Source organism: Sporosarcina cascadiensis (genome assembly GCF_009650995.1).
Taxonomy (GTDB): Bacteria; Bacillota; Bacilli; order Bacillales_A; family Planococcaceae; genus Sporosarcina; species Sporosarcina cascadiensis.
On record NZ_WHVV01000004.1, the window covers coordinates 155,228 to 180,888 of the forward strand.

22 protein-coding genes and 1 other annotated feature are annotated in these 25,661 nt (G+C 44.1%); of the genes, 2 read left to right on the plus strand and 20 right to left on the minus strand.

All coding sequences use genetic code 11. The features are described from left to right. Positions 1–10 precede the first annotated feature (10 nt). From uvrC to zapA, 12 genes are all read right to left on the minus strand, one after another. Positions 11–1,804, minus strand: coding sequence for an excinuclease ABC subunit UvrC (uvrC, locus tag GDZ68_RS06225; RefSeq protein WP_153721407.1), 1,794 nt, complete (start codon positions 1,802–1,804; stop codon positions 11–13). 54 nt (positions 1,805–1,858) lie between these two features. Continuing rightward, the gene (gene trxA, locus GDZ68_RS06230; RefSeq protein WP_153721408.1) at positions 1,859–2,173 is read right to left on the minus strand and encodes a thioredoxin; all 315 of its coding nucleotides are present in this window, start codon (positions 2,171–2,173) and stop codon (positions 1,859–1,861) included. Positions 2,174–2,263: 90 nt separating this feature from the next. Further along, entirely contained in the window at positions 2,264–3,232 is a 969-nt protein-coding gene (locus GDZ68_RS06235) for an electron transfer flavoprotein subunit alpha/FixB family protein (protein WP_153721409.1), read from the minus strand. 33 nt (positions 3,233–3,265) lie between these two features. Continuing rightward, a complete protein-coding gene (locus tag GDZ68_RS06240) occupies positions 3,266–4,039 on the minus strand; it encodes an electron transfer flavoprotein subunit beta/FixA family protein (protein ID WP_153721410.1) in 774 nt (257 codons plus the stop codon). Between the two features lie 23 nt (positions 4,040–4,062). Next, on the minus strand, positions 4,063–4,836 hold the full coding sequence (locus GDZ68_RS06245; RefSeq protein ID WP_153721411.1) for an enoyl-CoA hydratase: 774 nt from the start codon (positions 4,834–4,836) through the stop codon (positions 4,063–4,065). Between the two features lie 28 nt (positions 4,837–4,864). After that, a complete protein-coding gene (locus GDZ68_RS06250; protein ID WP_153721412.1) occupies positions 4,865–5,449 on the minus strand; it encodes a TetR/AcrR family transcriptional regulator in 585 nt (194 codons plus the stop codon). 89 nt (positions 5,450–5,538) lie between these two features. Next, on the minus strand, positions 5,539–7,242 hold the full coding sequence (locus GDZ68_RS06255) for a long-chain-fatty-acid--CoA ligase (RefSeq protein WP_153721413.1): 1,704 nt from the start codon (positions 7,240–7,242) through the stop codon (positions 5,539–5,541). A gap of 310 nt (positions 7,243–7,552) precedes the next feature. Beyond that, positions 7,553–7,966, minus strand: coding sequence for a DUF350 domain-containing protein (locus GDZ68_RS06260; protein ID WP_153721414.1), 414 nt, complete (start codon positions 7,964–7,966; stop codon positions 7,553–7,555). 65 nt (positions 7,967–8,031) lie between these two features. Further along, entirely contained in the window at positions 8,032–10,389 is a 2,358-nt protein-coding gene (locus GDZ68_RS06265) for an endonuclease MutS2 (protein ID WP_153721415.1), read from the minus strand. Positions 10,390–10,405: 16 nt separating this feature from the next. Beyond that, entirely contained in the window at positions 10,406–12,112 is a 1,707-nt protein-coding gene (gene polX, locus GDZ68_RS06270; RefSeq protein WP_153721416.1) for a DNA polymerase/3'-5' exonuclease PolX, read from the minus strand. A 72-nt stretch (positions 12,113–12,184) separates the two neighbouring features. Continuing rightward, positions 12,185–12,724, minus strand: a complete 540-nt coding sequence (locus tag GDZ68_RS06275) for a CvpA family protein (RefSeq protein WP_153721417.1) — start codon at positions 12,722–12,724, stop codon at positions 12,185–12,187. Next, positions 12,717–12,995: a cell division protein ZapA gene (zapA, locus tag GDZ68_RS06280; RefSeq protein ID WP_153721418.1), complete on the minus strand. Its 279-nt coding sequence runs from the start codon at positions 12,993–12,995 to the stop codon at positions 12,717–12,719. Before zapA ends, GDZ68_RS06275 begins: the two co-directional genes overlap by 8 nt. A 178-nt stretch (positions 12,996–13,173) precedes the next feature. On the opposite strand from zapA, the gene rnhC reads away from it, so the two are divergent. After that, a complete protein-coding gene (rnhC, locus tag GDZ68_RS06285) occupies positions 13,174–14,109 on the plus strand; it encodes a ribonuclease HIII (protein WP_153721419.1) in 936 nt (311 codons plus the stop codon). A gap of 62 nt (positions 14,110–14,171) precedes the next feature. Here the strand turns inward: rnhC and pheT are convergent, their stop codons facing one another. From pheT to GDZ68_RS06300, 3 genes are all read right to left on the minus strand, one after another. Further along, positions 14,172–16,583 (minus strand): phenylalanine--tRNA ligase subunit beta, encoded by a 2,412-nt coding sequence (gene pheT, locus GDZ68_RS06290; RefSeq protein ID WP_153721420.1) that lies wholly within the window; start codon positions 16,581–16,583, stop codon positions 14,172–14,174. Between the two features lie 12 nt (positions 16,584–16,595). Then, positions 16,596–17,633 carry a phenylalanine--tRNA ligase subunit alpha gene (pheS, locus tag GDZ68_RS06295; RefSeq protein ID WP_153721421.1) on the minus strand — a complete coding sequence of 346 codons (1,038 nt, stop codon included), beginning with the start codon at positions 17,631–17,633 and terminating at the stop codon, positions 16,596–16,598. Between the two features lie 75 nt (positions 17,634–17,708). After that, positions 17,709–17,946, minus strand: a binding site (T-box leader). A 52-nt stretch (positions 17,947–17,998) separates the two neighbouring features. Further along, positions 17,999–18,769, minus strand: coding sequence for a TrmH family RNA methyltransferase (locus tag GDZ68_RS06300; protein WP_153721422.1), 771 nt, complete (start codon positions 18,767–18,769; stop codon positions 17,999–18,001). A gap of 78 nt (positions 18,770–18,847) precedes the next feature. Here GDZ68_RS06300 and sspI point away from each other — a divergent pair, with 78 nt between their 5' ends. Next, the gene (gene sspI, locus GDZ68_RS06305; protein ID WP_153721423.1) at positions 18,848–19,063 is read left to right on the plus strand and encodes a small acid-soluble spore protein SspI; all 216 of its coding nucleotides are present in this window, start codon (positions 18,848–18,850) and stop codon (positions 19,061–19,063) included. Positions 19,064–19,987: 924 nt separating this feature from the next. Here the strand turns inward: sspI and GDZ68_RS06310 are convergent. The 5 genes from GDZ68_RS06310 to GDZ68_RS06330 form a co-directional block, all read right to left on the minus strand. Then, positions 19,988–21,610 (minus strand): long-chain fatty acid--CoA ligase, encoded by a 1,623-nt coding sequence (locus GDZ68_RS06310; protein WP_153721506.1) that lies wholly within the window; start codon positions 21,608–21,610, stop codon positions 19,988–19,990. Between the two features lie 215 nt (positions 21,611–21,825). Further along, the gene (locus GDZ68_RS06315) at positions 21,826–22,284 is read right to left on the minus strand and encodes a small multi-drug export protein (protein WP_153721424.1); all 459 of its coding nucleotides are present in this window, start codon (positions 22,282–22,284) and stop codon (positions 21,826–21,828) included. Positions 22,285–22,395: 111 nt separating this feature from the next. Further along, positions 22,396–23,361, minus strand: a complete 966-nt coding sequence (gene argF, locus GDZ68_RS06320; RefSeq protein WP_153721425.1) for an ornithine carbamoyltransferase — start codon at positions 23,359–23,361, stop codon at positions 22,396–22,398. Between the two features lie 138 nt (positions 23,362–23,499). Continuing rightward, entirely contained in the window at positions 23,500–24,585 is a 1,086-nt protein-coding gene (locus tag GDZ68_RS06325; RefSeq protein WP_153721426.1) for a M42 family metallopeptidase, read from the minus strand. A gap of 38 nt (positions 24,586–24,623) precedes the next feature. After that, complete coding sequence (locus tag GDZ68_RS06330) at positions 24,624–25,610, minus strand: diaminopimelate dehydrogenase (RefSeq protein ID WP_153721427.1); 987 nt, start codon at positions 25,608–25,610, stop codon at positions 24,624–24,626. Positions 25,611–25,661: the final 51 nt, after the last annotated feature.

The following is a 25,661-nucleotide window of genomic DNA, read 5'->3' on the forward strand; positions in this document are numbered from 1 at the left end:
CCGGCTCAAGTCAGGGGGTTTCCTTCTGTTCACTCTGCTGAAAATGTGCAATTAGTTTTTCAGCCACTTTTACAGGCAATCCAGCTTCTTGCAGTTGCTCTTCAGACGCCTCGCGGATTGCTTTAACCGTTTTGAAATGTTTTAATAACTGTTGTTTGCGCTTAGGGCCGACTCCTTCAATACCATCCAATGAAGATGTCAAAGAAGATGCACCCCTGCGCTGTCGGTGGAACGTAATTGCAAATCTGTGCACTTCATCCTGAACGCGCTGCAACAAATAAAATGCTTCGCTTGTTTTCTTTAACGCAACGATTTCAGGAGGATTACCGTAAAGCAGCTGTGCAGTATTATGTTTATCGTCTTTCGCCAGACCTGCAATCGGTATCTCTAACCCTAACTCATCTTCTAAAACTTCCCTGGCAATCTCCATCTGTCCTTTTCCGCCATCTATGACTATCAAGTCAGGTAATGGCAGATGATCTTTCAGAACACGTGTGTACCTTCGTCTGATTACTTCACGCATTGCACCGTAATCATCATGCGCAGCGGCAGTTTTTGTTTTATACTTCCGGTAATCTTTACGGTTCGGCCTGCCGTCAATAAATGAAATCATTGCGGATACCGGCTCTACGCCATGTGTATGTGAATTATCGAATGCTTCGATGCGAAGCGGCGTGCTGATGGACATGGCCCGCCCTAATTCTTCACAGGCTCCAATTGTCCGCTCTTCCTGCCGTTCAATCAGTTGGAATTTTGCACTCAGCGCTATATCAGCATTTTTATTAGCCAGCTTAACGAGTTCTTTCTTTTTTCCTCTCTGCGGTACGTAGACATTGGTATTCAGCAGTTGCTGAGCAAGTTCCAAGTCGGCGCTTTCAGGCAGGTGGATCTCTTTCGGCAGAAGATGCTGTGCCTCTCCATAAAAACGCCCTAAGAATGTTAGCAGTTCATCTTCAGGATCCTGATAGGCAGGAAAAATAGATACATCGCGCTCAATCATCTTACCTTGCCGGACGAAGAAAACTTGAACACACATCCAGCCCTTATCGACTGCATAGCCAAAAATATCCCGGTCGGTGAAATCGTTGGCATTCATATTTTGCTTTTCCATAACCGTTTCAATGTTTGTGATCTGATCACGGTATTCTTTTGCACGTTCGAATTCCAATTGCTCAGCAGCTTCATTCATTTTCTGCTGCAATTCTTTCTTCACTTCTTTATAGCCGCCACTTAGAAATCGGCTGATGTCAGCAATCATTTCGGTATAGGCTTCCGCCGGCACTTCTTTTATGCAGGGAGCCAAACATTGACCGATATGATAATACAGACAGGCACGTGCCGGGATGGTTTGGCACTTACGATAAGGATACAAACGGTCAAGCAGTTTTTTCGTTTCATGTGCTGCTGTCGCATTCGGGTACGGGCCGAAATATTTCCCCGATTTCTTATTCACTTTTCTTGTAATGATGAGTTTCGGATGACGCTCATTAGTGATCTTCAAATAAGGATACGTTTTGTCATCCTTCAGCATAATATTGTATTTGGGATCATATTTCTTAATCATATTTAATTCAAGAATCAGCGCTTCGATTTCCGAATTGGTGATGATATATTCAAAGTCCTCAATTTCGCCGACCAGCCGTTGTGTTTTACCGTCATGGGAGCCTGTGAAATAGCTGCGGACACGATTTTTCAGTACTTTCGCTTTTCCTACATAAATCACGGTGTCCTGACGATCCTTCATTAAATAACAGCCGGGCAGTTCAGGGAGGATCGATAACTTATTTTCAATAATTTCATTCATTATTTTCACCTACTAAAAGACCGGGTGGCTGTATCAGCTCCCGGTCTCTGGTAATTACGCGTGTTTTTCAACTAATTGTGCAAGAGCTTCTTTCGGCTGGAATCCGACAACCTTCTCTGCAACTTCTCCATCTTTAAATAGAAGAAGAGTCGGGATAGACATAATTCCAAACTGGCTGGCTGTTGCCTGGTTATCATCAACGTTTACTTTGACGATATTCGCTTTTCCTTCTACTTCGCCCGAAAGTTCTTCAAGCACAGGAGCGATCATTTTACATGGCCCGCACCAAGGCGCCCAAAAATCTACAAGTACTACGCCCTCTTTAATGTTTTCAGCAAAATTCGCATCTGTTGCATTAATAATTGCCATTAGTAATTTCCTCCTTTAATCTACCACTATATTTGCATTATATCATGGAGGTATCATAGGGGCTAAAAAAATGCTTACACTTCAATTCGCTTACTTAAGTTTTTTGATTTCATCAATCATAACTGGAATAATCTCGAAAATGTCCCCTACGATTCCGTAGTCAGCAATTTTAAAGATATTCGCTTCAGGATCTTTGTTAATCGCTACAATGACTTTAGAGTTGGACATACCTGCAACGTGCTGAATCGCACCGGAGATTCCTGCTGCAATATAGAGGTCAGGCGTAACAACTTTGCCCGTCTGGCCAATTTGCAATGAATAATCACAGTAATCCGCATCACATGCACCGCGTGACGCACCGACTGCTCCTCCCAAAAGGTCTGCCAGTTCCTTCAAAGGTTCAAATCCTTCTGTACCTTTTACTCCGCGTCCGCCTGCTACGATTACTTTCGCTTCAGAAAGATCAACACCTTCTGTTGATTTTCTTACAACATCTTTAATAACAGAGCGCAAGTTATTGATTTCCACTTCTTTTGATGTTATATCACCAGAACGTCCTGCATCATGTGCAAGCGGCTCAATGTTGTTCGGCCGAATTGTGATGAATTGCAGACCGTCTTTGATTTCCACTTTTTCAAACGCTTTACCTGAATAGATCGGGCGGATGAATTCCGCATCATCGCCTTCCCCTTCAATTTTCGTAACGTCTGAAATCAGACCTGCCGACAGCTTACTTGCTATCTTTGGAGATAGATCCTTACCCATTGCTGTGTGTCCGAAAACGATTCCTTCCGGTGACTCATCTTCATATACAGCCATAAACGCCTGACCAAAACCGTCCGGTGTATAATGCTTCAAATGAGGATGCTCAACTGTTACAACACGGTCTGCTCCATAATGAATCATTTCTTCACCCAGTGACTGGACTTGATCTCCTATTAAAACAGCGACAACTTCTCCGCCGCCTGAAATTGTTTTTGCTGCTGCAACTGTCTCAAAAGACACGTTACGCAGTTCGCCATCGCGAGCTTCACCTAAAACTAAAATTTTCTTTGACATAATGTAGTCCCTCCTATTACGGTTCTATATGAATTAAATTACTTTCGCTTCAGAGTGCAATAATTTTACTAGTTCAGTTGCTTGGTCTGCAGGTTCCCCTTCAAGTACACGGCCCGCTGCTTTTGCTGGAGGAAGGAATACATCGATTGTTTCCGTTTTCGCTTCCACATCGTCTTCTTCAAGATCTAAGTCATCGAATTCCAGCTCTTCCAACGGTTTTTTCTTTGCTTTCATGATTCCCGGAAGTGATGGATAACGCGGCTCGTTCAATCCCTGCTGCGCTGTCACAAGCAACGGAAGAGACGTTTCGATAGTTTCAGAATCACCTTCAACGTCACGAACCACCGTCACTGTAGTTCCGTCAATCTTCAAGTCCGTAATTGTCGTTACATAGTTAATACCGAGCAGCTCAGCAACACGAGGTCCGACTTGACCAGAACCTCCGTCAATTGCTACGTTACCTGCCAGAATGATATCTGCATCTTTATCTTTCAAGTAATCTGCGATAATTTTAGCAGAGGTGAATTCATCCATTTCATCAATGTCATCTTCCACATCGATCAGAACAGCTTTATCTGCACCCATGGCAAGCGCTGTACGCAATTGCTTTTCCGCGTCTTCTTCACCGATAGACAAAACTGTTACTTCTCCTCCGTGTTCATCGCGCAGCTGAATTGCCTCTTCCACAGCGTACTCATCATAAGGATTGATGATGAATTCTGCGCCGTCTTCTGAAATAGCACCGTTTGAGATTGAGATTTTTTCTTCCGTATCAAATGTTCTTTTTACCAATGCATAAATGTTCATTAATAGAACCTCCTATTCAATAATTACTTTCCGGTAAATGTAGGTTGACGCTTTTCAATAAATGCTTGTATTCCCTCTCTGGCATCCTCAGATACAAAGACTTCACCGAATGACTTCGCCTCTGCTTCAACTCCATCATGGAAGGATCGGTCTTTTGTAAAGGACAGCATATGTAACGCATGCTTCACTGCAATAGGGCTTTTAAGAGAGATTTTCTTTGCCAGTTCCAGCGTAGCGTCCATAAGCTCTTCATCTGCATACGCATGATTGGCAAGTCCCCACTGCACTGCATCATCGCCTGAAATCGGGTCACTTGTCAGCATCATTTCTGCTGCTTTTGCGACACCGACTAAACGCGGAAGACGCTGTGTACCGGCAAAACCGGGAATGAGTCCTAATTGCAATTCAGGCAAGCCGAGTTTAGCGGACTTTGTAACCAATCTGATATGGCAAGACATCGCCAATTCCAAACCTCCGCCAAGCGCCGCGCCATGAATGGAAGCGATTACAGGCTTAGGGAAGCTTTCCAAACGTTCAAACACTTTCTGGCCATTGCCCGAAAGCTCGGAGAAAGCGTCACCTGTATTGACTGTCGTAAATTCTTTAATATCTGCTCCTGCCGAGAAGAATCTTCCTTCTCCGTATAAAACGACAACTCGAATTTCACTGTCGTTCTCTACATTGGTCAAGAGTTGATCCACTTCTTCGATTAATTTTGAAGAAAGTGCATTCGCAGGAGGGTGATCTATTTTCGCCAAAGCGATGTGACCATCCTTTTCCATCTTAATCAATGACATCCACTACATCCCCTTTGATAGTATACCCTTATTTTTGCTGATATCCATGTAATAACATATTGCTGACTCTCGGAGCGAGACTGACCAAATCGTATTTCTGTTCATTCATGACCCAGGAAGTAATTGTTTCATCCATCGTTCCGAAGAGCATTTGCCGGGCCAGACGCAAATCCAAATCAACAGAAAACTCTTCATGTTTCACTCCTGTTTCGAGTAAATTATCCAACAAGATCATATATTCCTTTAATACATTATTGATTTGGAAACGCAGATCTTTATTGGATTGTCTAAGCTCCAGCTGGGTGACGATCGCCAAATGAGGATCATCCTGCAGCACTCTGAAATGATTTTCAACAACCTCACGTAATTTCTCTGAGGTGGAAAAGTCTTTAGTTAATATTTCTTTAACGTTCTCTACAAAAATCGCCATTTTCTCCCGGAAGACGGAAATCAGAATATCTTCTTTATTTTTAAAGTAAAGATAGATGGTTCCATCCGCCACTCCCGCTTCTTTAGCAATCTTTGAGACTTGAGCTTGGTGGTATCCGTTTTCTGCAATGACGATTACTGCAGCGTCAATGATTTGTTTATATTTAGGTTTTGTCCGTTTCAATATCTTTCACCACCAAAAAAGAAAATATGAATGATTATTCATTCATATTTTCATAATAGTAAACTTTTCAGTTACAGTCAAGTATTTTGTTAAGAAGTTTTTAATGTATCACTACCTTCTGTTAGTTTTTTCCTCTCTTCATCGACAAGTGAACGTCGTAAAATTTTACCTACTGCTGTTTTCGGCAGCTCATCACGGAATTCATATTTCTTTGGAACTTTAAATGCCGCCAGCTGTTTTCTGCAATACGTATCTAATTCTTTCTCTGTAACGGAATGTCCTTCTTTTAATACGATATAAGCTTTAACCGTTTCGCCACGGTATGGATCAGGCACACCCGCTACGATACACTCCTGGATACCCGGATGCTCATAAAGCACTTCCTCGATTTCGCGAGGATAAATATTGAACCCGCTCGCAATAATCATATCTTTCTTACGGTCTACGATAAAAAAGTAGCCGTCTTCATCCATATAACCAAGATCCCCTGTCAGTAACCAGCCGTCCCGGAACGTTTCTGCCGTATCGTCAGGTCTATTCCAATAACCTTTCATTATTTGAGGACCTTTTACTGCGATCTCCCCAATTTCACCGAACGGAAGGGAGTCAGATGAACCGGGTCCCAGCACACAAGCATCCGTGTCTGGCCAAGGAACACCGATAGAACCTCTTTTTTCGAGTCCGTCCCAAACGAAGTTAGATAAGACAACAGGTGATGTTTCTGTCAGTCCGTAGCCTTCTACCAGCTTGCCGCCTGTTACTTCTTCAAACTTTTCCTTTACTTCAATCGGCAGCGCGGCAGATCCGCTGATACATGCCTTTATTGAAGACAAATCATATTTATTCAAGTCCGGATGATTTAAGAGGCCGATGTAAATAGTCGGGGCTCCCGGAAATAATGTAGGTTTCTGCTTATCTATTTCTTTTAAAGCTGTCTTAAAATCGAATTTGGGAATCAAAATCATTTTATGGCTTTTCATTACAGCGAAAATCAGCACAGTAGTCATTCCATATACATGGAAGAACGGTAGAATTCCCATAATTGTTTCTTTACCTTCTTCGGTTTTATATAGCCATGTGCTGCACATTTCCGCATTGCTGATTAAATTGGCATGCGTTAATTCTACACCCTTTGGAGGTCCTGTTGTTCCGCCTGTATATTGAAGAAGAGCAATATCGTCTTTTTCAAACGATACATGATCTGGATCAGGTTTAGTGGATTTCATGATCTCTGTGTATAAATGATTAATCCCCCGATGTTCCACCTTGACCGTAACACCGTTTTCTTTCTTCTGGATAAATGGATAGATAAGATTCTTAGGGAACGGCAGATAATCTTTAATTCCAGTAATAACCACATGTTCCAATGAAGTCGCCTTCATAGCTTTCGAGACTCTCGGATATAGAATGTCTAATGTAATGATCACTTTTGCTCCGGAATCCGACATTTGATAAGCCATTTCGCGTTCTGTATAAAGGGGATTTGTCTGAACGACAATTGCGCCTGCATACAGAATACCATAATATGCGATAGCACCCTGAGGACAGTTCGGCAGCATAATTGCTACACGATCACCTTTTACAACACCAAGCTTTTGCAGATAGGCGGCGAACTTTAAAGCTGACTCATAAAACTCTGTAAATGTAATATCTTTCCCCATAAAATGCATAGCAGTTTTATCAGGATAGTTCTTTTTCGACCTCGTTAGATATTCCTGCAGGGGAATTTGTTCGTATTCCAATGTTCTCGGAATTTCAGGTGGATAGGTTGACAACCAAGGCTTTTGTGTCATCTTCACAACTCCTTCACTTGTAATTAATTGTTTGAATATTCCTTGTTCATTAGTATATCGATAAACCATTTAGTTTACAAGATAAATATGAAAGCGCTTTACTTTAGCCCAAAATAGAAAGATTTCGTCTACTCTATTACATGCATGCGGTAAGGATATTATGCTTCAGTGCGCAATAAAAAATGAAACAAAAAACACACCAGACCAAAGTCAAGGCGTGTTCGTAAAAAGCCAATACACTCCAACTAAAACGAATAGTATACAGACTGCAATCAAAATTTTAATCAATCTTTCCATAATAAGCTATCTCCTATGAAATACTGGCTCCTATAACGAAAGACAGACCGACCGAAATACAGAGTGAGATGAAACCGACAGAACGATTATCCGCCTGTATTTCATCATCCACTTTGAATTTCGGAGTCAGGAATTCGAACAGCAGATAGGCAAAGATGAGCAGTGTAAAACCAAACAGTCCCCATCCCATCATTTGCGGCAGACTGTTGTGCTGCTCAATGGAATAGCGAAATATATTCGCAACACCGAAAATTTTACCGCCTGTTGCCATCGCCACAGCCAAATTGCCTTTTCGAATTTCTTCCCAGTTTTTATATTTTGTTACGACCTCAAATAATACCATGGAGACGATCAGGCATAGTGTAACTACGCTGAAATAACCCGCTGTTTCCACTAAAGGGTGACTCCAAAAACCCGTATGATCCATAATTTCGGCACCTTCTTTATGTTCTCTTGCTTGTCTTACGATTGACTGTGCCGAAAGGTTTCATTTTATTTCAATTCAACGATTGTTACACCGGAGCCGCCTTCTCCCGCTTCGCCGAAACGGTATGAATTTACACGGGAATGTTTTTTCAAATATTGCTGAACACCTTTTTGCAGTGCGCCTGTCCCTTTGCCGTGAATAATGGAAACTTGGTGATAATTGGATAAAAGTGCATCATCCAAATACTTTTCAGTACGTGCAATCGCATCTTCATAACGTTCGCCCCGCAGATCTAATTCCAGCTTTACATGACCCGAACGGCCTCTTACCGCTGTGGATATCACTTGTTTCTTCTCTTTTTCGGGCTTAATGTATTCGAGTCCGGACTCAGGTAATTTCATTTTTAAAATACCGATTTCAACGACCCATTCTTTATCTGAAACTTTTTCTACCAGAACACCTTTTTGTCCGTAGGCCAGTACTTTCACCTCGTCGCCCGGCTGAAGCGGACGGGGAGCTGCTTTGGCTTTAATTGCTTTCTTCTTCTTTTCCGCCGGCGCTGCACCTTCCAGACGCTTCTTCGCATCAATCAGTTCATGTTCTTTTACACTTGCTCCTGCCGTCATACGAAGGGCGCGCAAATCAGAGATGACAGCTTCGGATTCAATTTTCGCCTGTTCCACAATTTTCTTCGCGCGTTCTTTTGCTGCTTCAGTTAAGCGGTCCTTCTGCTCTTCAAATTCCGCAAGCTTGGCATTCAATTCTTTTTTCAGCTGTTCAGTTTCAAGCAACAGAACGTGCGTCTGTTCCGCATCTTTTTCGGATTGCACACGGCTTGTTTCAAGTGAAGCGATCATCGAATCCACTTCTCCCCGATTTTCTCCAGTAAAACTTTTTGCCCGGTCAATAATATGGTTATGCAATCCGAGCCGTTTTGAAATTTCAAAAGCATTACTTCGTCCAGGCACGCCGATTAACAGTCTGTACGTCGGGCTCAGCGTATCAATATCGAATTCAACACTGGCATTTGCCACGCCCGGACGGTTATATCCGTATGCCTTTAATTCCGGGTAGTGTGTTGTCGCCATCACACGTGCTCCGCTGCCATGCACTTCGTCCAGGATAGAGATTGCCAGAGCTGCCCCTTCCTGCGGATCAGTTCCCGAACCTAATTCATCAAATAATAACAGTGAACGGTCATCGAATTTCTTCAGAATATCCACTATATTCACCATATGGGAAGAGAACGTACTCAAACTTTGCTCAATTGACTGCTCGTCCCCGATATCAGCATAAATCGAATCAAACACAGCAATTTCTGAACCATCCAGCACAGGAATCGGCAATCCGGCCTGCGCCATCAGTGTGCAGAGTCCTACCGTCTTCAATGTCACCGTCTTACCGCCAGTATTCGGACCTGTAATAACGATCGTTGTGATCTCGTCACCAAATTCGATCGTATTCGCAACCGCTTCTTCGATCGGCAACAATGGATGCCGAGCTTTTGCAAGGCGCATATAGCCATCCCCATTGACTTCGGGCTTCGTACATTTATTTGCAGTGCCGTATTTTGCTTTCGCTAAAATTACATCTACTTCGGCTAATAGCTGAACCAATGTAAATAAATCATGTGCTACTGCCTGAACCTCTGCAGACAGAGCAAGAAGTATTTTCTCGATTTCTTCCTGTTCTTTCACCTTTAAACTGCGTATTTCATTATTGGCTTGAACTACCGCATCAGGTTCAATGAAAAGCGTCTGGCCTGAAGAGGACATATCATGAATCACACCGCCGTAATGAGAACGATATTCCGCTTTTACCGGAATCACATAGCGGTCATTCCGCATCGTAACGATGGCATCTGAAAGCATCTTGGAAGCGTTTTTCCCTCTTGTGTAACTTTCCAGTCTTTCTTTAACCCGGCTTTCCTGTATACGAAGACCCTGCCGAAGAGATCGTAATGCAGAAGAAGCGCTGTCCATTACCCTGCCGTTATCGTCGATCGCTGCATTGATTTCATGTTCAAGACCTGTCAGGATAGGCATTGCCTGCTTGCGGCCAATTAAATGCGGAATCGAAATCTCTTCTTCCGTAATCACCGCTTCCAAAAACTGACGCAGTATTCTGCTGGCACGGATGGTGTCTGCAATTTCCACTAACTCCATTGCACTTAACATCGCTCCGATTTGTGCACGCTTGGCATGCGGACGAATATCATGAATGCCGCCCATTGGCACATTTCCCCGAATTCGCAGCAATGCCAGTCCTTCATCTGTTTCTTCCAATAAACGCTGAACATCCTCTAATTGATGGGATGGAACGAGCTGCTCTACATGCGACCGGCCTGCTGACGATGTACAATGTGCAGTCACTTGCTGAATAATTTTATCAAATTCAAGTGTTTTTAAGACACGTTTTTCCAATGTCTTACACTTCCTTTCATCTACGGATTACATTTTTGATGAATTTTTCTAATGGCCATGTATTGATTACCTGATCAGCCGGCAGCCATGCTTTTTGTGCATATTCTACGCCAATCGGCATATAATCCAATTGCCCGGTCGCATGCGCATCCGTGTTGATCGCAATATTGACGCCCGCTTCCTTCGCCATAAGAAGATGCTCTGTACGCAAATCCAGACGGTACGGACTGGCATTGACCTCTAATATTTTCCCGTACTCCCCAGCCCACTTAATCAGCAGCTCCATGTCAGGATTATAGCCTTCCCGCTGTCCGATAATCCGGCCGGTCGGGTGTGCAATCATGTGAACGTGAGGATTCTTGCATGCAGAATGCAGCCGTTCCATGATCTGTTCCTGCGGCTGATTGAAACTCGAATGGATAGATGCAATAACAAAATCCAGCTGTTGCAGGATTTCATCTTCAAAGTCCAGTGTCCCGTCCGGCAAAATATCCATTTCGGTTCCGCAGAATACTTCTATATCATCGAATTTTGAGCTGACGGTACGAATTTCTTCTATTTGTGCGAGCAGCCTTTCAGGTGTTAACCCGTTGGCCACTTTTAGATAATGGGAGTGATCGGTGATGACCATATGCGAGTAACCTTTCGCACGGCAGGCTTCCACCATCTCCTCTATTGAATAGCCGCCGTCAGACCAGGTCGTGTGCATATGCAGATCAGAACGTATTAATTCCGGTGTCACAAGCTGTGAAATTTCATTCACCCGGTCAATTTCGGTTCCGTCTTTACGAATGCTTGGCGGAATAAATGGCAAATCAAAATAAGCGTAGAACTCTTCTTCACTAGCGAAGGTCTGTACATTGCCCGATTCATCTTCTACCCCATACTCACTGATCTTCAACTTCCGGCTTTTTGCCAGCTGCCGCATGCGGACATTGTGCGCAGCAGATCCAGTAAAGTGATTCAATGCGGAAGCGAATTGTTCATTGGTCACAAAACGAAAATCGGCATCTATCGGATTTTCAGTATCGAGGGAGATCGACAGTTTGGCATCCCCGCCGGCAATCACTTTTTCAACCGGCAGTGCAGCAAGAATTTTTTCGCGTACTGCTGCAGGATGTTCCGTTACCAGAATCCAATCAACGTCTGAGCTTTCTTCTTCGCGTCTACGATAGCTGCCGGCCACATGAAACTTTTCAATTTCTTCGATCAACTGTAATTCTTTTTCGACGAAATCGACTACTTTTTCTACTTGCCAAATTGGTGTTTTACCTGAGCGTTCTGCCAGGACTTCAATTTCTCTCAGTAAATTTTCTTCCGTCTTTTTACCAAAGCCCGGTACTTTGCTCACTTTTTGCTCAACGCACGCCTGACGCAATGATTCTACTGAATCTATGTTCAGTGCCTGCCTTAGCTTGGCAATCTTTTTGCCGCCTAAACCAGGGATATTCAGCATCGGTATCAAGCCCTTCGGCACCTGGTTTTCTAACTCTTTAAGCACTTCAGATGACCCGTTTTCCATTAAATCTGTGATAACTGCTCCCGTACCTTTGCCAATACCCTTCAGTGAAAGTATGTCATCCATCTCAGAAAGGCTTCTCATATCTAATTCCAGAACAGAAGCAGCTTTGCGGAATGCCGCTACTTTAAAATGATTTTCTCCAAGCAGTTCCATATACAGTGCGATTTTTTCAAATGTACGTATAATGGTCTTTTTATTCAAATCAATACCCTCCTCACTCTGTTAAAAAAGCTTCCACGCTAAACGGGAAGCTGTCAGTTCTTATGTACTTCATCAGCCTGCGTAAACAAACCACCAATTTTTGATTGCCGATGAAATGATCGGTGTGTGTTCGAACATCGCCTTTGACAGTAATGAGTGGCGAAGGGAATTCTGGATGACCTCGGCTGGCAGAATCGCCAGAATCGACAAAAAGAAAAAAATGATGAAATAAAATTCAATAAATCCAAAACCTGCACCAAACAAGCGCGCACCAAAGCCTAATACCGGCAAATGTTTCAAAAAGTCCAGCATGGAGCCAATTAGCTGAAGCACCAATTTAACTGCCACAAAAATAAAGATAAATGCGATTAAACGATAAAATGTCATATCTAAATCTAAATGATCAAATGTCCAGCTTAATTTTGCGTCTGCTGTCGCTCCTGGATAAGGGATCCACAGGATCAGCTTTTCTGCCAGTGGTTTGTAGTACATATAGGCAACGATGATAGACCCGATCAACCCAAACATATGAATGAGCTGTACAATCAGACCGCGTCGGAAACCCGTAATTAAACCGCCGACTAATAAAATAATTATCAGTAAATCAATCATATCTAGCCTCTCTACCCTTCAGCTTTTTCACTTCTTCTTCTAATTGCTGCACTTTTTCTTCTAATTTTAAGTAGTCATGCACACTATTAACGGTTGTTAATACAGCGATTTTTGTACTGTCCAAGTAGGGATTGCGTTTGCTGATTTCCCGCATCCTATCATCGACAAGCGAGGCTACATGACGTACATGGCCAGACGACTCTGTGCCAATAATTGTATAGGTCTGTCCATAAATTTCAACTGCCACTCTTGCCTTTTCTTTGTCTGCCACTATTCCGCCCTCCTCTAAAAAACCCTGTTCATAATCATACCATGAAAAACAATTGGTTGTGAATCAATAATGTCTCATAATGACATTACAGGCAGTTTAACATACCGACATTCATTATACAGGTATATTTCAGGTATACTAATAAATAAAACCTCTCAGAAAGCGAGTGAAAGATCCAGTGAGTAACCAAGTCATCGTTTTTACAGAAAAAGAAATGCCAAAAGTGCTGAATTTTTATGAGGAAGATAAAATCACGCGTAATGCACCGGGAGTAATTTTCGCTGCCAAAACAGCTGATACCTCTATCACTGCCTATCGTTCAGGCAAGGTATTATTCCAGGGGGGCGGTGCGGAACGTGAAGCTGCACGATGGAGCACTTCTTCAACACCGGCAGTTGCGAATGCGAAAAGCTCCGGAACAAAAGGCGATATCCTGCCCGAGAAATTTGCGGTTATGTCCGTACTCGGATCGGATGAAACTGGAACAGGTGATTTTTTCGGCCCGATTACAGTAGCCGCATGTTATATCAGCAGTGAAAAGATTGAACTCGTACGTGAACTGGGTGTGAAAGATTCAAAGCAGCTGACCGACACCTATATGCAGCAAATTGCCGGAGATCTGAAACAAGTCGTCCCGCATTGCGTTCTGACACTCGACAATACCAAATACAATGAAATTCAAAGTAAAGGGTGGTCCCAGGGAAAGATTAAAGCTATCCTGCATAACCAGGCCTTACAGCAAGTGCTGGATCAAATCAAGCCTGAGTATCCCGAATATATTTTAATTGACCAGTTTGCTGAGAGAAAAGTGTACTATAATCACTTGAAGAATGAGCCGGCTATCGTGCAGGACAAAGTGCTGTTCTCAACAAAAGCGGAAAATTTGCATGTATCGGTAGCGACCGCATCCATTCTGGCCCGCGTAGCATTTTTAGAACAAATGGATCAGCTGAGTGTGACGGCTGGCGTGACATTGCCTAAAGGAGCAGGCCCAAGAGTGGATCAGGTCGCCTGCCAGATCATTCGTAAAAAAGGCGAACCTTTTTTACAATCTATCACGAAAGCGCATTTCGCCAATACACAAAAAGCATTGAAGCTGGTTTATAAGAAATAATTTCACCAACATGAAAACCGCAACTCTCATTAATCTGAGGGCTGCGGTTTTTCGTACCTATTTTACGATCTGAGCTGCGCATTAGCCTGAACAGTTAAAGCATCCAGTACCTTATTATGCGTATTCACAACTTCTTCATCCGTCAATGTGCGTTCAGGATCAAAGTAAGTCAGTGAGAATGCCAAAGATTTCTTGCCTTCTTCTACATTTTTACCTTCATACAAATCAAACAGCTGAACATGCTTCAATAACTTACCGCCTGCTTGCTTAATAATTGCCTGCAGATTGGCTGCAGATGTATTACGGTCTACTACTAACGCAATGTCACGTGACATGGAAGGATAGCGCGGTACCTGCTCGTAGAAGAGTTCTCCAGCCGCTGTTTCCATAATGACACGCAAGTTCATTTCCATCACATACGTTTCCTGCAAATCGCGCTGATTCTGCACTGTTGGATGCACTTGTCCAATCATACCTACAGACTGGTCACCAAGCCATACAGTCGCAGTGCGTCCGGGATGCATTCCTTCGACAGAAGTTTTTGTGAACTGGATACGTTCAAGCAGTCCAAGCTGCTCAAACAGCCCTTCCACAATCCCTTTCATTACGAAGAAATCAACTTTTTTCGTCTCTGCCTGCCATGCATGGTGAACCCATTTACCCGTCAGCACTGCCGCGACATGCTCAACTTCTTTCGGCAGTCCATCCTCTTCAATACCTAAGAAAACAGAACCAGTTTCATACAGAGCAATTGATTCATTACGGCGTGCAATATTGTAAGAAGCTGCATCCAGAAGGTGAGGAATCAGGCTTTGGCGCAATACACTGCGCTCTTCACTCATCGGCATCAGCAATGTGGTCACAGGAGCTGTTTCAAGCGCAAATGCCTGTGCATCTTTCGGTGAAGCCAATGAATACGTCAAAGCCTGTGAAAGACCTGCCGCTTCCAAAAATCTGCGTACAATTCGGCGCTTCGCCTGATATGGCGTTAAACCGCCCGGCGTACTTTCTACAACCGGCAATGTTTTTGGAATCTCGTCATAGCCGTAAAGCCGTGCGATTTCCTCAATCATGTCTTCTTTAATTCGTAAATCCTGACGCCGCGTAGGAATATCCATCACGAGCTGGCCGTTGATTGCTTCAGTCGGGATTTGCAGACGATCCATGATGGATTTCATTTCGTCCATCGGGATCTTCATGCCCAGACGGTTGTTGACATAATCCGGTGACAAAATGATCCGTTCTGAAGTTTTATCCAGTTCATCAAATACTACAGAACCTTCCAGCACTTCTCCGCCAGCCAGTTCAGCCATCAGTTGCGCTGCGCGTTCTGCAGCCTCTGCTACACGGTTCGGATCCACACCTTTTTCAAAGCGGGCGCTTGCATCGCTGCGAAGACCGATTTCTCTGGAAGTCTGACGCACAGATCCAGGGGCGAAATATGCTGACTCGATGACTACTGTCACAGTTCCTTCATGCACTTCAGAATTCGCACCGCCCATTACGCCTGCAAGTGCCACTGGCTCTTTACCATTTGTGATAACAAGCTGATTACTTTTCAGTGTGCGTTCCGCCTGATCCAGCGTCACCATTTTCTCGCCTTCATCTGCATGTCGTACGACGATTTCCTTTGTTGCAAGACGGTCATAGTCAAACGCGTGAAGCGGCTGGCCATATTCCATTAATACATAGTTCGTCACATCGACGATATTATTATGTGGACGGATGCCTGCTGACATCAACGTATTTTGAAGCCATTGAGGCGATTCAGCGACTTTGACGTTCTTTACGACTTTCGCGACATACATCGGATTATCTTCGGGAGATTCAACCGTCAGCTTTAGAAAGTCCTGTGCTTTTTCAGATGACACTTCATAAGAAATGGAAGGCAGTTTCACGTCTTTGGACAGAATCGCACCGACTTCATACGCAACGCCGAGCATGCTTAGCGCATCGGAACGGTTCGGTGTCAGATCAAATTCCAATACTTTATCATAAAGGCCCAGATGTGATAATGCACTCTCCCCTGCCGGAGCTTCAGCCGGCAACACGTAAATGCCTTCTGCGTAAGCTTTCGGAACCAGTTTCCCTTCAATTCCAAGCTCTTGGAGTGAACAGATCATGCCGTTTGACTCTTCCCCACGAAGTTTTGCCTTTTTAATCTTCATGCCGCCCGGCAAAGTTGCTCCCGGACGAGCTACGATCACTTTCTGACCTGCTGCGATATTCGGCGCTCCACAAATAATTTGTGTAACTTCTCCCCCGACATCCACCTGGCAAATATGAAGTTTATCTGCTTCCGGATGCTTTACGCAGTCCGTTACATAACCGATCACTACATTTTCCATTCCAAATGAACGGTCGATAATGCCGTCTACTTCAATCCCCGCACGCGTAATCTTTTCTGCAAGTTCTGCCGCGCTTAGTTCATTCCAGTCTATATAATTACTTAACCAATTTGTTGATACTAACATCATTACGCCTCCTTACGCCTCTGCCCGGTGGAATTGAGAAATAAAACGAATGTCATTTGTATAGAAATGACGAATGTCTTCCACTCCGTATTTTAACATTGCAATACGTTCCGGCCCCATACCGAACGCGAAACCAGTAACCTCTTCAGGGTTATAGCCGGCCATCTCAAGCACATTGGGGTGCACCATGCCCGCTCCAAGAATTTCAATCCACCCTGTTTTCTTACATACATTACAACCTGATCCGCCGCATTTGAAGCAAGAAATATCCATCTCTACAGACGGTTCAGTGAATGGGAAAAAGCTGGGACGCAAACGAATTTCACGATCTGCACCGAATAATTTCTTTGCCAATAAATCAAGCGTGCCTTTTAAATCACTCATGCGAATATTTTCGCCGACGACCAATCCCTCAATCTGCGTAAATTGATGAGAGTGTGTCGCATCATCTGAGTCACGGCGATACACTTTACCCGGGCAGATAATTTTAATGGCGGCTCCTTCTTTTGCTTCCATTGTTCTAGCTTGCACGGGTGATGTATGCGTACGCAATAAAATGTCCTCTGTAATATAGAAAGAATCCTGCATGTCACGGGCCGGGTGACCTTTCGGCAGGTTAAGCGCTTCAAAGTTATAGTAATCTTTTTCTACTTCTGGCCCCTCAGCGATTTCATACCCCATACTAATGAAGAAGTCTTCAATTTCTTCCACAACCCGCGTTAATGGATGATGGTTGCCAAGTTCTACTGGACGGCCCGGCAATGTGACGTCGATGGATTCTTTATCAAGCTGTTCCTGGATTGCCTGCTGTTCGAGAATTTCCTTACGCTCTTCAAGAATTTCAGTAACACTTTCACGGATTTCGTTGACGAGTGCACCCATTTTCGGGCGCTCTTCTGCTGGAAGTTTCCCCATTCCTTTTAGCAGATCTGTAATGGGTCCTTTTTTACCAAGATAGGCTACTCGTACGTCGTTTAGTTCTTTCACGGTGTTTGATTCTTTGATTTTACTCATGACTTGTTCTTTCAGTTCATGCAGTTGTTCTTTCATGTTCCATAACTCCTCTCTTTAGTTCAGTGGCGGTTCGCAATAATAGTTTTTGAAAAACAAAAAACTCGCCCCTATAAAAGGGACGAGGTCGATTTCGCGGTACCACCCTGATTAGTTTGCATCTAAAAAAGTATGATGCAAAATCACTTGAATTGGAATAACGGTCCTTTGCCGGCACGCCTTTACATTGCTGGTCCTGGCGTGCAGCTCACGGGGTGAATTCGATGGGACTTCGTTTTTTTACACTTTCAGTCGGGGTGTAAAATTCCTGTAAACGTGTTTTCCATGTACTGTTCCCGGTCATTGCTTTTTATTTGATTCATCTCATAGTATACCGTAATCCGATAAGGCCTTCAACAGTGAAGTCAGTGTGTCCGCAGTTTATAGAGTAAAATACCAGTTGCAACGGCTACGTTCAATGATTCAGCCTGACCATATAAAGGTATTTTTACAACTTGATCGGCTTGCGAAAGCAGATCAGTATTTACGCCGCTTCCTTCATTGCCGACCAGCAAAGCAAAGTCTGACTGCGGTTTTATGTCATGTAGAGAGACCGCTTCGTGCAGACCTGTGCCCATTAAGGAAACATTATTAGTTTTTAAATGAATCAGCCATTCCCCAAGCTCTGCTCGAATGACAGGAATATGAAAATGTGAGCCTTGTGCAGAGCGTACGGTCTTCGGATTATATGGATCGGCACATCCTTTTCCAAGTATCACCCCGTCAAGTCCCGCAGCATCCGCCGTGCGAATCATCGTACCGATATTTCCGGGATCCTGGACAGCATCAATGAGTAAAAGTTTTGTCCAATTCTTCTGTTGGGTTTCATCATATTGCGGCTGTTTACAGTAGGCAAAGACACCCTGTGTTTGCTCTGTTTCGGATATTTCCTTAGCAACCGCGGCTGTAATTTCAATAATAGACGCCTGCCAATCAGCAGGAATCTCTATATCTTCCCTGACTAAAAGCTGAATGACAGTGCCTCCCCGTTTTAAAGCTTCTTCTACGAGATGATAGCCTTCTACAAGAAACTCTTTCGTCTGGTCTCTTTCTTTCCTGATGGTTACAAGTTTTTTCCAATGTTTCACTAATGAATTTTGTGTGGATTCGATACGCTTATTCAAGAGGCAGTACATCCTTTTTTATTTTAGTGTACCAAATGATAGTATATTTAGCGACTGTCGGGGAAAAGATATGTGCAGGAGGATGATAATATGGATTTTCAAATACGTGATGCGATTGCAGCCAATATGACAGATAATAGTTCTTCAGATGTTCGCAGTGTGATTGATGACGCAATTCAGCGCGGTGAAGAGCATCTACTGCCGGGTCTGGGTGTGTTTTTCGAACAGCTTTGGAAGCGTGCAGATGATACAGAAAAAGAACAAATGACCAATGAATTATCTCAGGCATTTGCTAAGGCACAGTAATCAGCAGAACAAAATCCCTCACTTTGAATTAATAAAGTGAGGGATTTTTTACGACTCTAAACCAAAACATGTGCTTGAAAGTCTATTTCACGGATTTGACTGTGATTACGCAGTATAGAATGGTAGGTGGGTAGAAGACCGTTTCCCTGCGTTCCAGGCGGACGCTTGTCTTACGGGCCCGCGGTGAGCCAAGCGAACAGCGAAGGGTTCGCTTTGCCGTGTTTTTGCGCTCTTTGCAAAAATTAAGGCAATACAGGGTTCCTTCTGCCATCTTCTCTCGCTTCGCTGCCGCAAGTTGCCTCACCTGTCGGGCTGATCCTCCCAGAGTCTTTTTAGCCGCGGGCTCACACGAAGCGAGTTATGCAACCGTTGCCAAGCGAACAGCGTAGGGTTCGCTTGGCCGTATTTCTGTGTCCTTTGCAGAAATTAAGGCACCTGTCGGCGTACTTAGGTTGCCTGTAACGAAGGTACACTGGCTGGTGTTTTAATACTTTTTGCGCGAGAAGGCAGTATGAGCGAAATATCTGAGACTATTACGATAGGTAAGGCGTTTCATGCAATACTTAGCATTCTGCAAAGATTTAGATCCTTGTGGTCAAAGTGTTTACAAAGTCGAAAAACGAATCCACGCCAACTTAACTCACACTCTGCCAAAAGGCAACACGACATACATTTTCTAGCAAAAGCGTAGGCGCAAATGCGAGGTCGGCCGTTGCAAAGCGAACAGCGAGGGGTTCGCTTTGCCGTACTTTTGCGCTCTTTATAAAAGTTAAGGCAATGAGGCGTACTCTTTGCCAGTAGGCTCATAGCATAAGGCAATCCCTAGCGCCGAAGCGGGTTTTAACTGCAGCATGATTTTCGCAATACAGACATGACAAGTTGTCAAGAACCGATTTTAGTGCAGACCCTTTTTTACTGCCTGTATTATTTGGTTACATAGTGATCTTGTAACTGATCTCGAAGTGCGGCTTTCAGGAATTTACCTACGGAAGTTTTCGGAATTTCTTTTACGAAGAGGATTTCATCCGGAACCCACCAGCTTGCAAACTGGCCTTTTAGATATTCTTTCAGTTCTTCTTTTTTATTGTCATCTTCCGCTACATTTTCATTTACTACGACACAGGCTAACGGCCGTTCCATCCATTTTTCATGTGGCACAGCAATAACAGCTGCTTCATAGACAGACTCATGTGTCATAAGAGCGTTTTCAAGATCTACCGATGAGATCCACTCTCCTCCGCTCTTGATCAGATCCTTCGTACGATCTGTCAGTTTCAGATAACCGTCCGGTGTCATCACAGCGATGTCTCCTGTATAGAGCCAGCCGTCTTTGAAAGCTTCTTCAGTACGTTCGTCTTTATAATATTCGCTCGCAATCCATGGTCCTTTTATCGTGAGCTCTCCCATCGTTTTGCCATCCCATGGAACTTCACCGTTTTCATTGACAACTCGCGTATCCAGTCCCGGCATCGTCAGACCTTGTGTAGCTCGCATATCGATTCGCTCGTCCATCGTCAAGTCCGACATCGAGGAAGTTAGTACAGACATACTGACCAGCGGAGTCGTTTCCGTCATTCCATAACCGACGATAAACGGAATCTTATATCCTTCTTCAAATGCCCGGATCAAGCCTTTCGGTGACGCTGACCCGCCACAGACAATGCCGCGCAAAGAAGAAAGATCACGCGGTTTTTGCTGGAGTTCTTTTAATACTGCCAGCCAAATTGTCGGCACGCCGGCTGTAATTGTCACTTTTTCCGATTCGATTAAATCTAACAGCACGGCTGGATTGAATCCTGGTCCAGGCAATACTTGAGTTGTACCGAAAAATACACCCGCAAACGGCATTCCCCATGCGTTGACATGGAACATCGGCACAACCGACATCGCAATATCACGCTCACTCATACCCATTGCATCTGCCAGACCAAGTGCATAGCTATGCAAAACTAATCCGCGGTGTGTATAAATGACGCCCTTTGGCTGCCCCGTTGTCGCAGATGTATAGCATAGACCAGCTGGAGTATTTTCATCCAAGTCTTCTGGATAATCATACTCATCTGAAGCTTTTTCAAGCAACGCTTCATAAGAATGCACATTCTCAAGTGAAGTTTCAGGCAGTTCTTTACTATCGCTCATGATGACAAAATGTTTCACCGTTTTCAGCATGGGAGCCATTTTTTCTAAATGAGGAAAGAATTCTTCATCAACTAGTAAAATTTCATCTTCTGCGTGATTAATAATATAGACGATATGTTCCGGTGACAGACGGATATTGATCATATGAAGAATCGCTCCAGTACAAGGAACACCGAAATAGGCTTCTAAATGACGGTGGTGGTTCCAAGCAAATGTGCCGACCTTTGTGCCTTTCTCCATACCGAGATCAGTTAGAGCGTTGGAAAGTTTTCGAGTTCTTTTCGCCCACTCTTTGTAAGTAAATCTCTGAATCGTTTGTTCACCCGTACGTGAAATCACCATTTTATTAGGAAAAAATCGTTCCGCTCTTCTGATAAATGAAGATAAAATAAGTGGTGTCTGCATCATATCCATCCGCTCCTCTTTTATAAAAGTGAAAATCATCAATCCATCGTCTGAACAACTGATCAATTACTTGTCCTGCAAGATTCACTGAAAAGAATATGTGCGCAAGTTGATGGACGGACTCCCGGATGTAGTCTATGCGCAGATTGGCCTTACTATGAAAAAATGTACATTATATAGAGTATACACATTACCTGATTATTCTGTCTACATTGAATCTATTGAAACTTATTTTGTGTCCAGAAAAATGCGTCCACTCCGAGTGCAGTCAGAGTTCCAAACACTATAGACCAGGCTGCAAGACTGATGAATAGCCATACTGCCGTTTGTTTTTTGGAAGAACCGAGAGCAAGTGCTAGAAATGCCGCTAAATGAGAGCCAATTAAAATTGGACCAAGCAGAGCCAGGCCGGGTATTCCATAACGCCGCCAAATATTTTCTGCTCGTACCGTCCTCTTTGAAAGCTTAGTTACTTCGCTTTTCTTTCTGTTTTCCCACCAATTTTTGAGCCTCTGAAAAATAAGAATCTCAAGTATGATTGTTGATGCATTACCTAAAAAACCTAATATAATAGCGACGGGGACCGGCAACCCCCGAACAATACCTAGCGGAACCGCCACTAAGATTTCTATGCCTGGCACCGCGGCCGCAAAAAACACTAGCAAATATGTGAGCAAAATAGCTTCCCCCTCCAAATCGGTTGCTAATAGTATAGCAAATCAAGTTCTGCTGCAATGTAAAAAGGCTGCTTTCCACACCTAACGGAAAGCAGCCGGTCATTCATTTGATTATAATAATGAAGCTAAAATTGCTTTTTGTGCGTGCAGTCGGTTTCCTGCCTGCTGGAATACGTAAGAATTCGGTCCGTCAATTACCGAAGCAGCCACTTCTTCTTCACGGTGAGCCGGAAGACAGTGTAAGAACACATAGTCCTTGTTGGCATGGCCTACCAACTGGTCATTGATTTGGAAGTCTTTAAAGTCTACTAAACGCTTCGCTGACTCCGCTTCCTGTCCCATGCTCGTCCAGACATCCGTATAGATTGCATCCGACGCTGCAGCCGCCTCAATTGGATCATACGTCGCCATTACGCTGCCGCCGTTCTGTTCGGCAATTTTCTTCGCTTTTTCAAGCAGAGCTGCATTATATTCATAGCCTTCCGGTGTCGCGACTGCTACATGCATCCCCATATGCGCACCTGCAATAACTAAGGAATGTGCTACATTATTACCGTCTCCGATATACGAGAGCTTCAGACCCTTCAAGTCGCCTTTGACTTCTTTTATCGTCAATAAATCTGCCATCGCCTGACATGGATGGAATATATCCGTCAAGCCGTTAATGACCGGAACGGATGTATGCTCTGCCAGTTCTTCGACCATTTTATGCGACTTTGCGCGAATCATTACACCGTCAAGGAATTCTGACAGCACGTGGCCTGTGTCATGCACAGATTCTCCGCGGCCGATCTGCAAATCGCGCGCGTTCATGAATATGCCGTGTCCGCCCAAGTGAATCATGCCGACTTCGAATGAAATCCGTGTGCGTGTGGAATGTTTCTCAAAGATCATTCCAAGCGTCTTGCCTGCCAATAAAGGCGGCATCACTCCCGCCAGCGTATCTTGTTTCATATCATATGCAAGCTGCAATAAATAAGCAATTTCATCACTGGAATAATCCAGCAGTGTCAAGAAGTCGCGGCCTTTTAAGCTTTCTTGTGTGATAAGTGATTTTTCGGAATTTATTTTTGTCATGTATAGTTCCCCTGCCATCCATTTGAAGTATGTATGGAATAGTATACATATGTATAATTATGAAGTCAAATGAATTTTTATAACATTTTACATATGGAAAAGCGGTGCCGAAAAGGCGCCGCTTTCTCTAAAATCCACTTATTCAAATGTAATCTTTTTAACTGTTTCCGAATCCAGACGTTTCATAAGCTCCACGAGCAGTTTGACGGTGTTCTCAAAATCTTTGCGGTGCAGGATAGCAGCATGGCTATGAATGTAGCGGGTTGGAATACAGATCGACAGCGTCGGTACACCCGTTCCGCTGACATGGATAGATCCGCCGTCCGTTCCGCCGCCTGCCATGGTAGAAAATTGGTAAGGTACGCCGATTTCTTCTGCAGTTTCTACCACAAAGTTGCGCAATCCTCTGTGAGAAACCAAAGAAGCATCATATAGAAGAATTTGAGGGCCGTCTCCCAAATTGCCGACAGATTCTTTCGCCGTAACGCCTGGTGTGTCCCCAGCGATTCCAACATCTACTGCAAAACCAATGTCCGGCTGAATTTTATTGGCGGCCGTTTTAGCACCGCGCAGCCCGACCTCTTCCTGAATGGCGCCTACACTGTACAGGCGATTCGGATGCTTTTCATTTTTCAGCTGTTTCATGACCTCTACCGCAATGGCACAGCCGATTCGATTGTCCCAGGCTTTTGCGAGTAAAAAGTTCTCATTCTTCATGACGGTAAATTCAAAATAAGGCACAGCCATATCACCGGGAAGTACTCCCCATGAAAGAACTTCTTCCTTAGAGACCGCACCGACGTCAATGAACATATCCTTAATGTCGACAGGTTTTTTACGTGCTTCCGGCGTCAAGATATGCGGCGGTTTCGATCCAATGACGCCTGTAATCGTTTCCCCTGCGCCAGTGACGATGGATACACGCTGGGCGAGCATCACTTGTGACCACCAGCCTCCTACTGTCTGGAAGTAAATAAAACCTTTATCGTCAATTCTTGTGACCATGAATCCGACTTCGTCCAAGTGACCGGCGAGCATCACTTTCGGTCCGTTGACATCGCCTGCTTTGCTTGCGATCAATGAGCCGAGCCCGTCATATTCGATTTCATCGGCGTAAGGTTCGATATGTTTTTTCATCGATTCACGGGCTTCCCTTTCATTCCCCGGGATGCCGCGCGCATCTGTCAGTTCTTTCAACATTTCTAACGTTTCATCCAGTTTCATAAACCGTTTTCCTCCTCTTTACTATCTTTCACTAAATCTTACAGCAATTCTTTGCGGATTTCTGCAGGTGATTTAGGTGACAGCAGTCCCGGTGCAACGTCGTAAACCGTTTTGGCGCCTATATCGCCTTTTTGCTGTAATTTATGGGCAGCTCTTGCATAAGCGACCAATACACTGGAAGTAAATTCCGGGTTGCTGTCGAGTTTCAATGAAAATTCAATCACCTGGTCTATGTTGTCACCCGTTTTACCGCTTCTGATAACGAATCCGCCGTGCGGCATTTTCGCATGGTCGCGGCGAAGCTCTTCTTCTGTAATGAAGTTCACCGTCGTGTCATAATCCGCAAAATAATCCGGCATCGTACTAATCGTTTCGCGGACTTGTGCTTCGCTCGCCCCTTCTTCTAGAACCACATAACATTCGCGTGTGTGTTTTTCTTTTGTGGAAAGTTCGGGCTGTTCGCCATTGCGTACTCGGTTCATTGCATCTTCTGCCGGCAAGGTGTACTGTACGCCTGCCTTGACGCCATCTACCCGTCTTACTGCATCCGAATGTCCCTGACTCAGTCCCTTGCCCCAAAAAGTATATGTTTCTCCTTCAGGCAAAATGGCTTCGCCCATCATACGGTTGATGGAGAACAATCCCGGATCCCAGCCCACTGAAATGACGGCTGTTTTCCCTGCTGACTGGGCAGACTCATCCACTGCAGCAAAATAGTCCGGTATTTTCGCATGTGTATCAAAACTGTCTACCGTCGTAAAATGCTTCGCCAATGCAGGACCCTGTTCAGGCAGGTCATTTTTCGAACCGCCGCATAATATCAGGACATCGATGTCTTCTTTAAATGATTCGATTTGGTCTAATTTGTGAACGGGAACTTGATCAGACAATAATTGCACATCCTCAGGTTCTCTGCGGGTGAATACGCCCACCAGTGCCATATCTTCATTTTGACTGATCGCAGACTCTACACCGCGTCCCAGATTACCGTATCCTGCAATTCCTACTCGAATTTTATTATTCAAGACAACACATTCCCTTCTGCTTTCTTATTTACCTTTCTCATTTTACCGTGA

Bases quoted from the DNA above. Each gene is read 5' to 3' on its own strand.
- argF (WP_153721425.1), bottom strand. From the start codon at position 23,361: ATGACAAAAATAAATTCCGAAAAATCACTTATCACACAAGAAAGCTTA.
- pheT (WP_153721420.1), bottom strand. From the start codon at position 16,583: ATGTTAGTATCAACAAATTGGTTAAGTAATTATATAGACTGGAATGAA.
- GDZ68_RS06255 (WP_153721413.1), bottom strand. From the start codon at position 7,242: ATGACACAAAAGCCTTGGTTGTCAACCTATCCACCTGAAATTCCGAGA.
- GDZ68_RS06245 (WP_153721411.1), bottom strand. From the start codon at position 4,836: ATGTCATTGATTAAGATGGAAAAGGATGGTCACATCGCTTTGGCGAAA.
- GDZ68_RS06275 (WP_153721417.1), bottom strand. From the start codon at position 12,724: ATGATTGATTTACTGATAATTATTTTATTAGTCGGCGGTTTAATTACG.
- trxA (WP_153721408.1), bottom strand. From the start codon at position 2,173: ATGGCAATTATTAATGCAACAGATGCGAATTTTGCTGAAAACATTAAA.
- GDZ68_RS06325 (WP_153721426.1), bottom strand. From the start codon at position 24,585: ATGAAACTGGATGAAACGTTAGAAATGTTGAAAGAACTGACAGATGCG.
- pheS (WP_153721421.1), bottom strand. From the start codon at position 17,633: ATGAAAGAACAACTGCATGAACTGAAAGAACAAGTCATGAGTAAAATC.
- sspI (WP_153721423.1), top strand. From the start codon at position 18,848: ATGGATTTTCAAATACGTGATGCGATTGCAGCCAATATGACAGATAAT.
- GDZ68_RS06310 (WP_153721506.1), bottom strand. From the start codon at position 21,610: ATGATGCAGACACCACTTATTTTATCTTCATTTATCAGAAGAGCGGAA.
- uvrC (WP_153721407.1), bottom strand. From the start codon at position 1,804: ATGAATGAAATTATTGAAAATAAGTTATCGATCCTCCCTGAACTGCCC.
- GDZ68_RS06235 (WP_153721409.1), bottom strand. From the start codon at position 3,232: ATGTCAAAGAAAATTTTAGTTTTAGGTGAAGCTCGCGATGGCGAACTG.
- GDZ68_RS06240 (WP_153721410.1), bottom strand. From the start codon at position 4,039: ATGAACATTTATGCATTGGTAAAAAGAACATTTGATACGGAAGAAAAA.
- GDZ68_RS06260 (WP_153721414.1), bottom strand. From the start codon at position 7,966: ATGGATCATACGGGTTTTTGGAGTCACCCTTTAGTGGAAACAGCGGGT.
- GDZ68_RS06300 (WP_153721422.1), bottom strand. From the start codon at position 18,769: ATGTACTGCCTCTTGAATAAGCGTATCGAATCCACACAAAATTCATTA.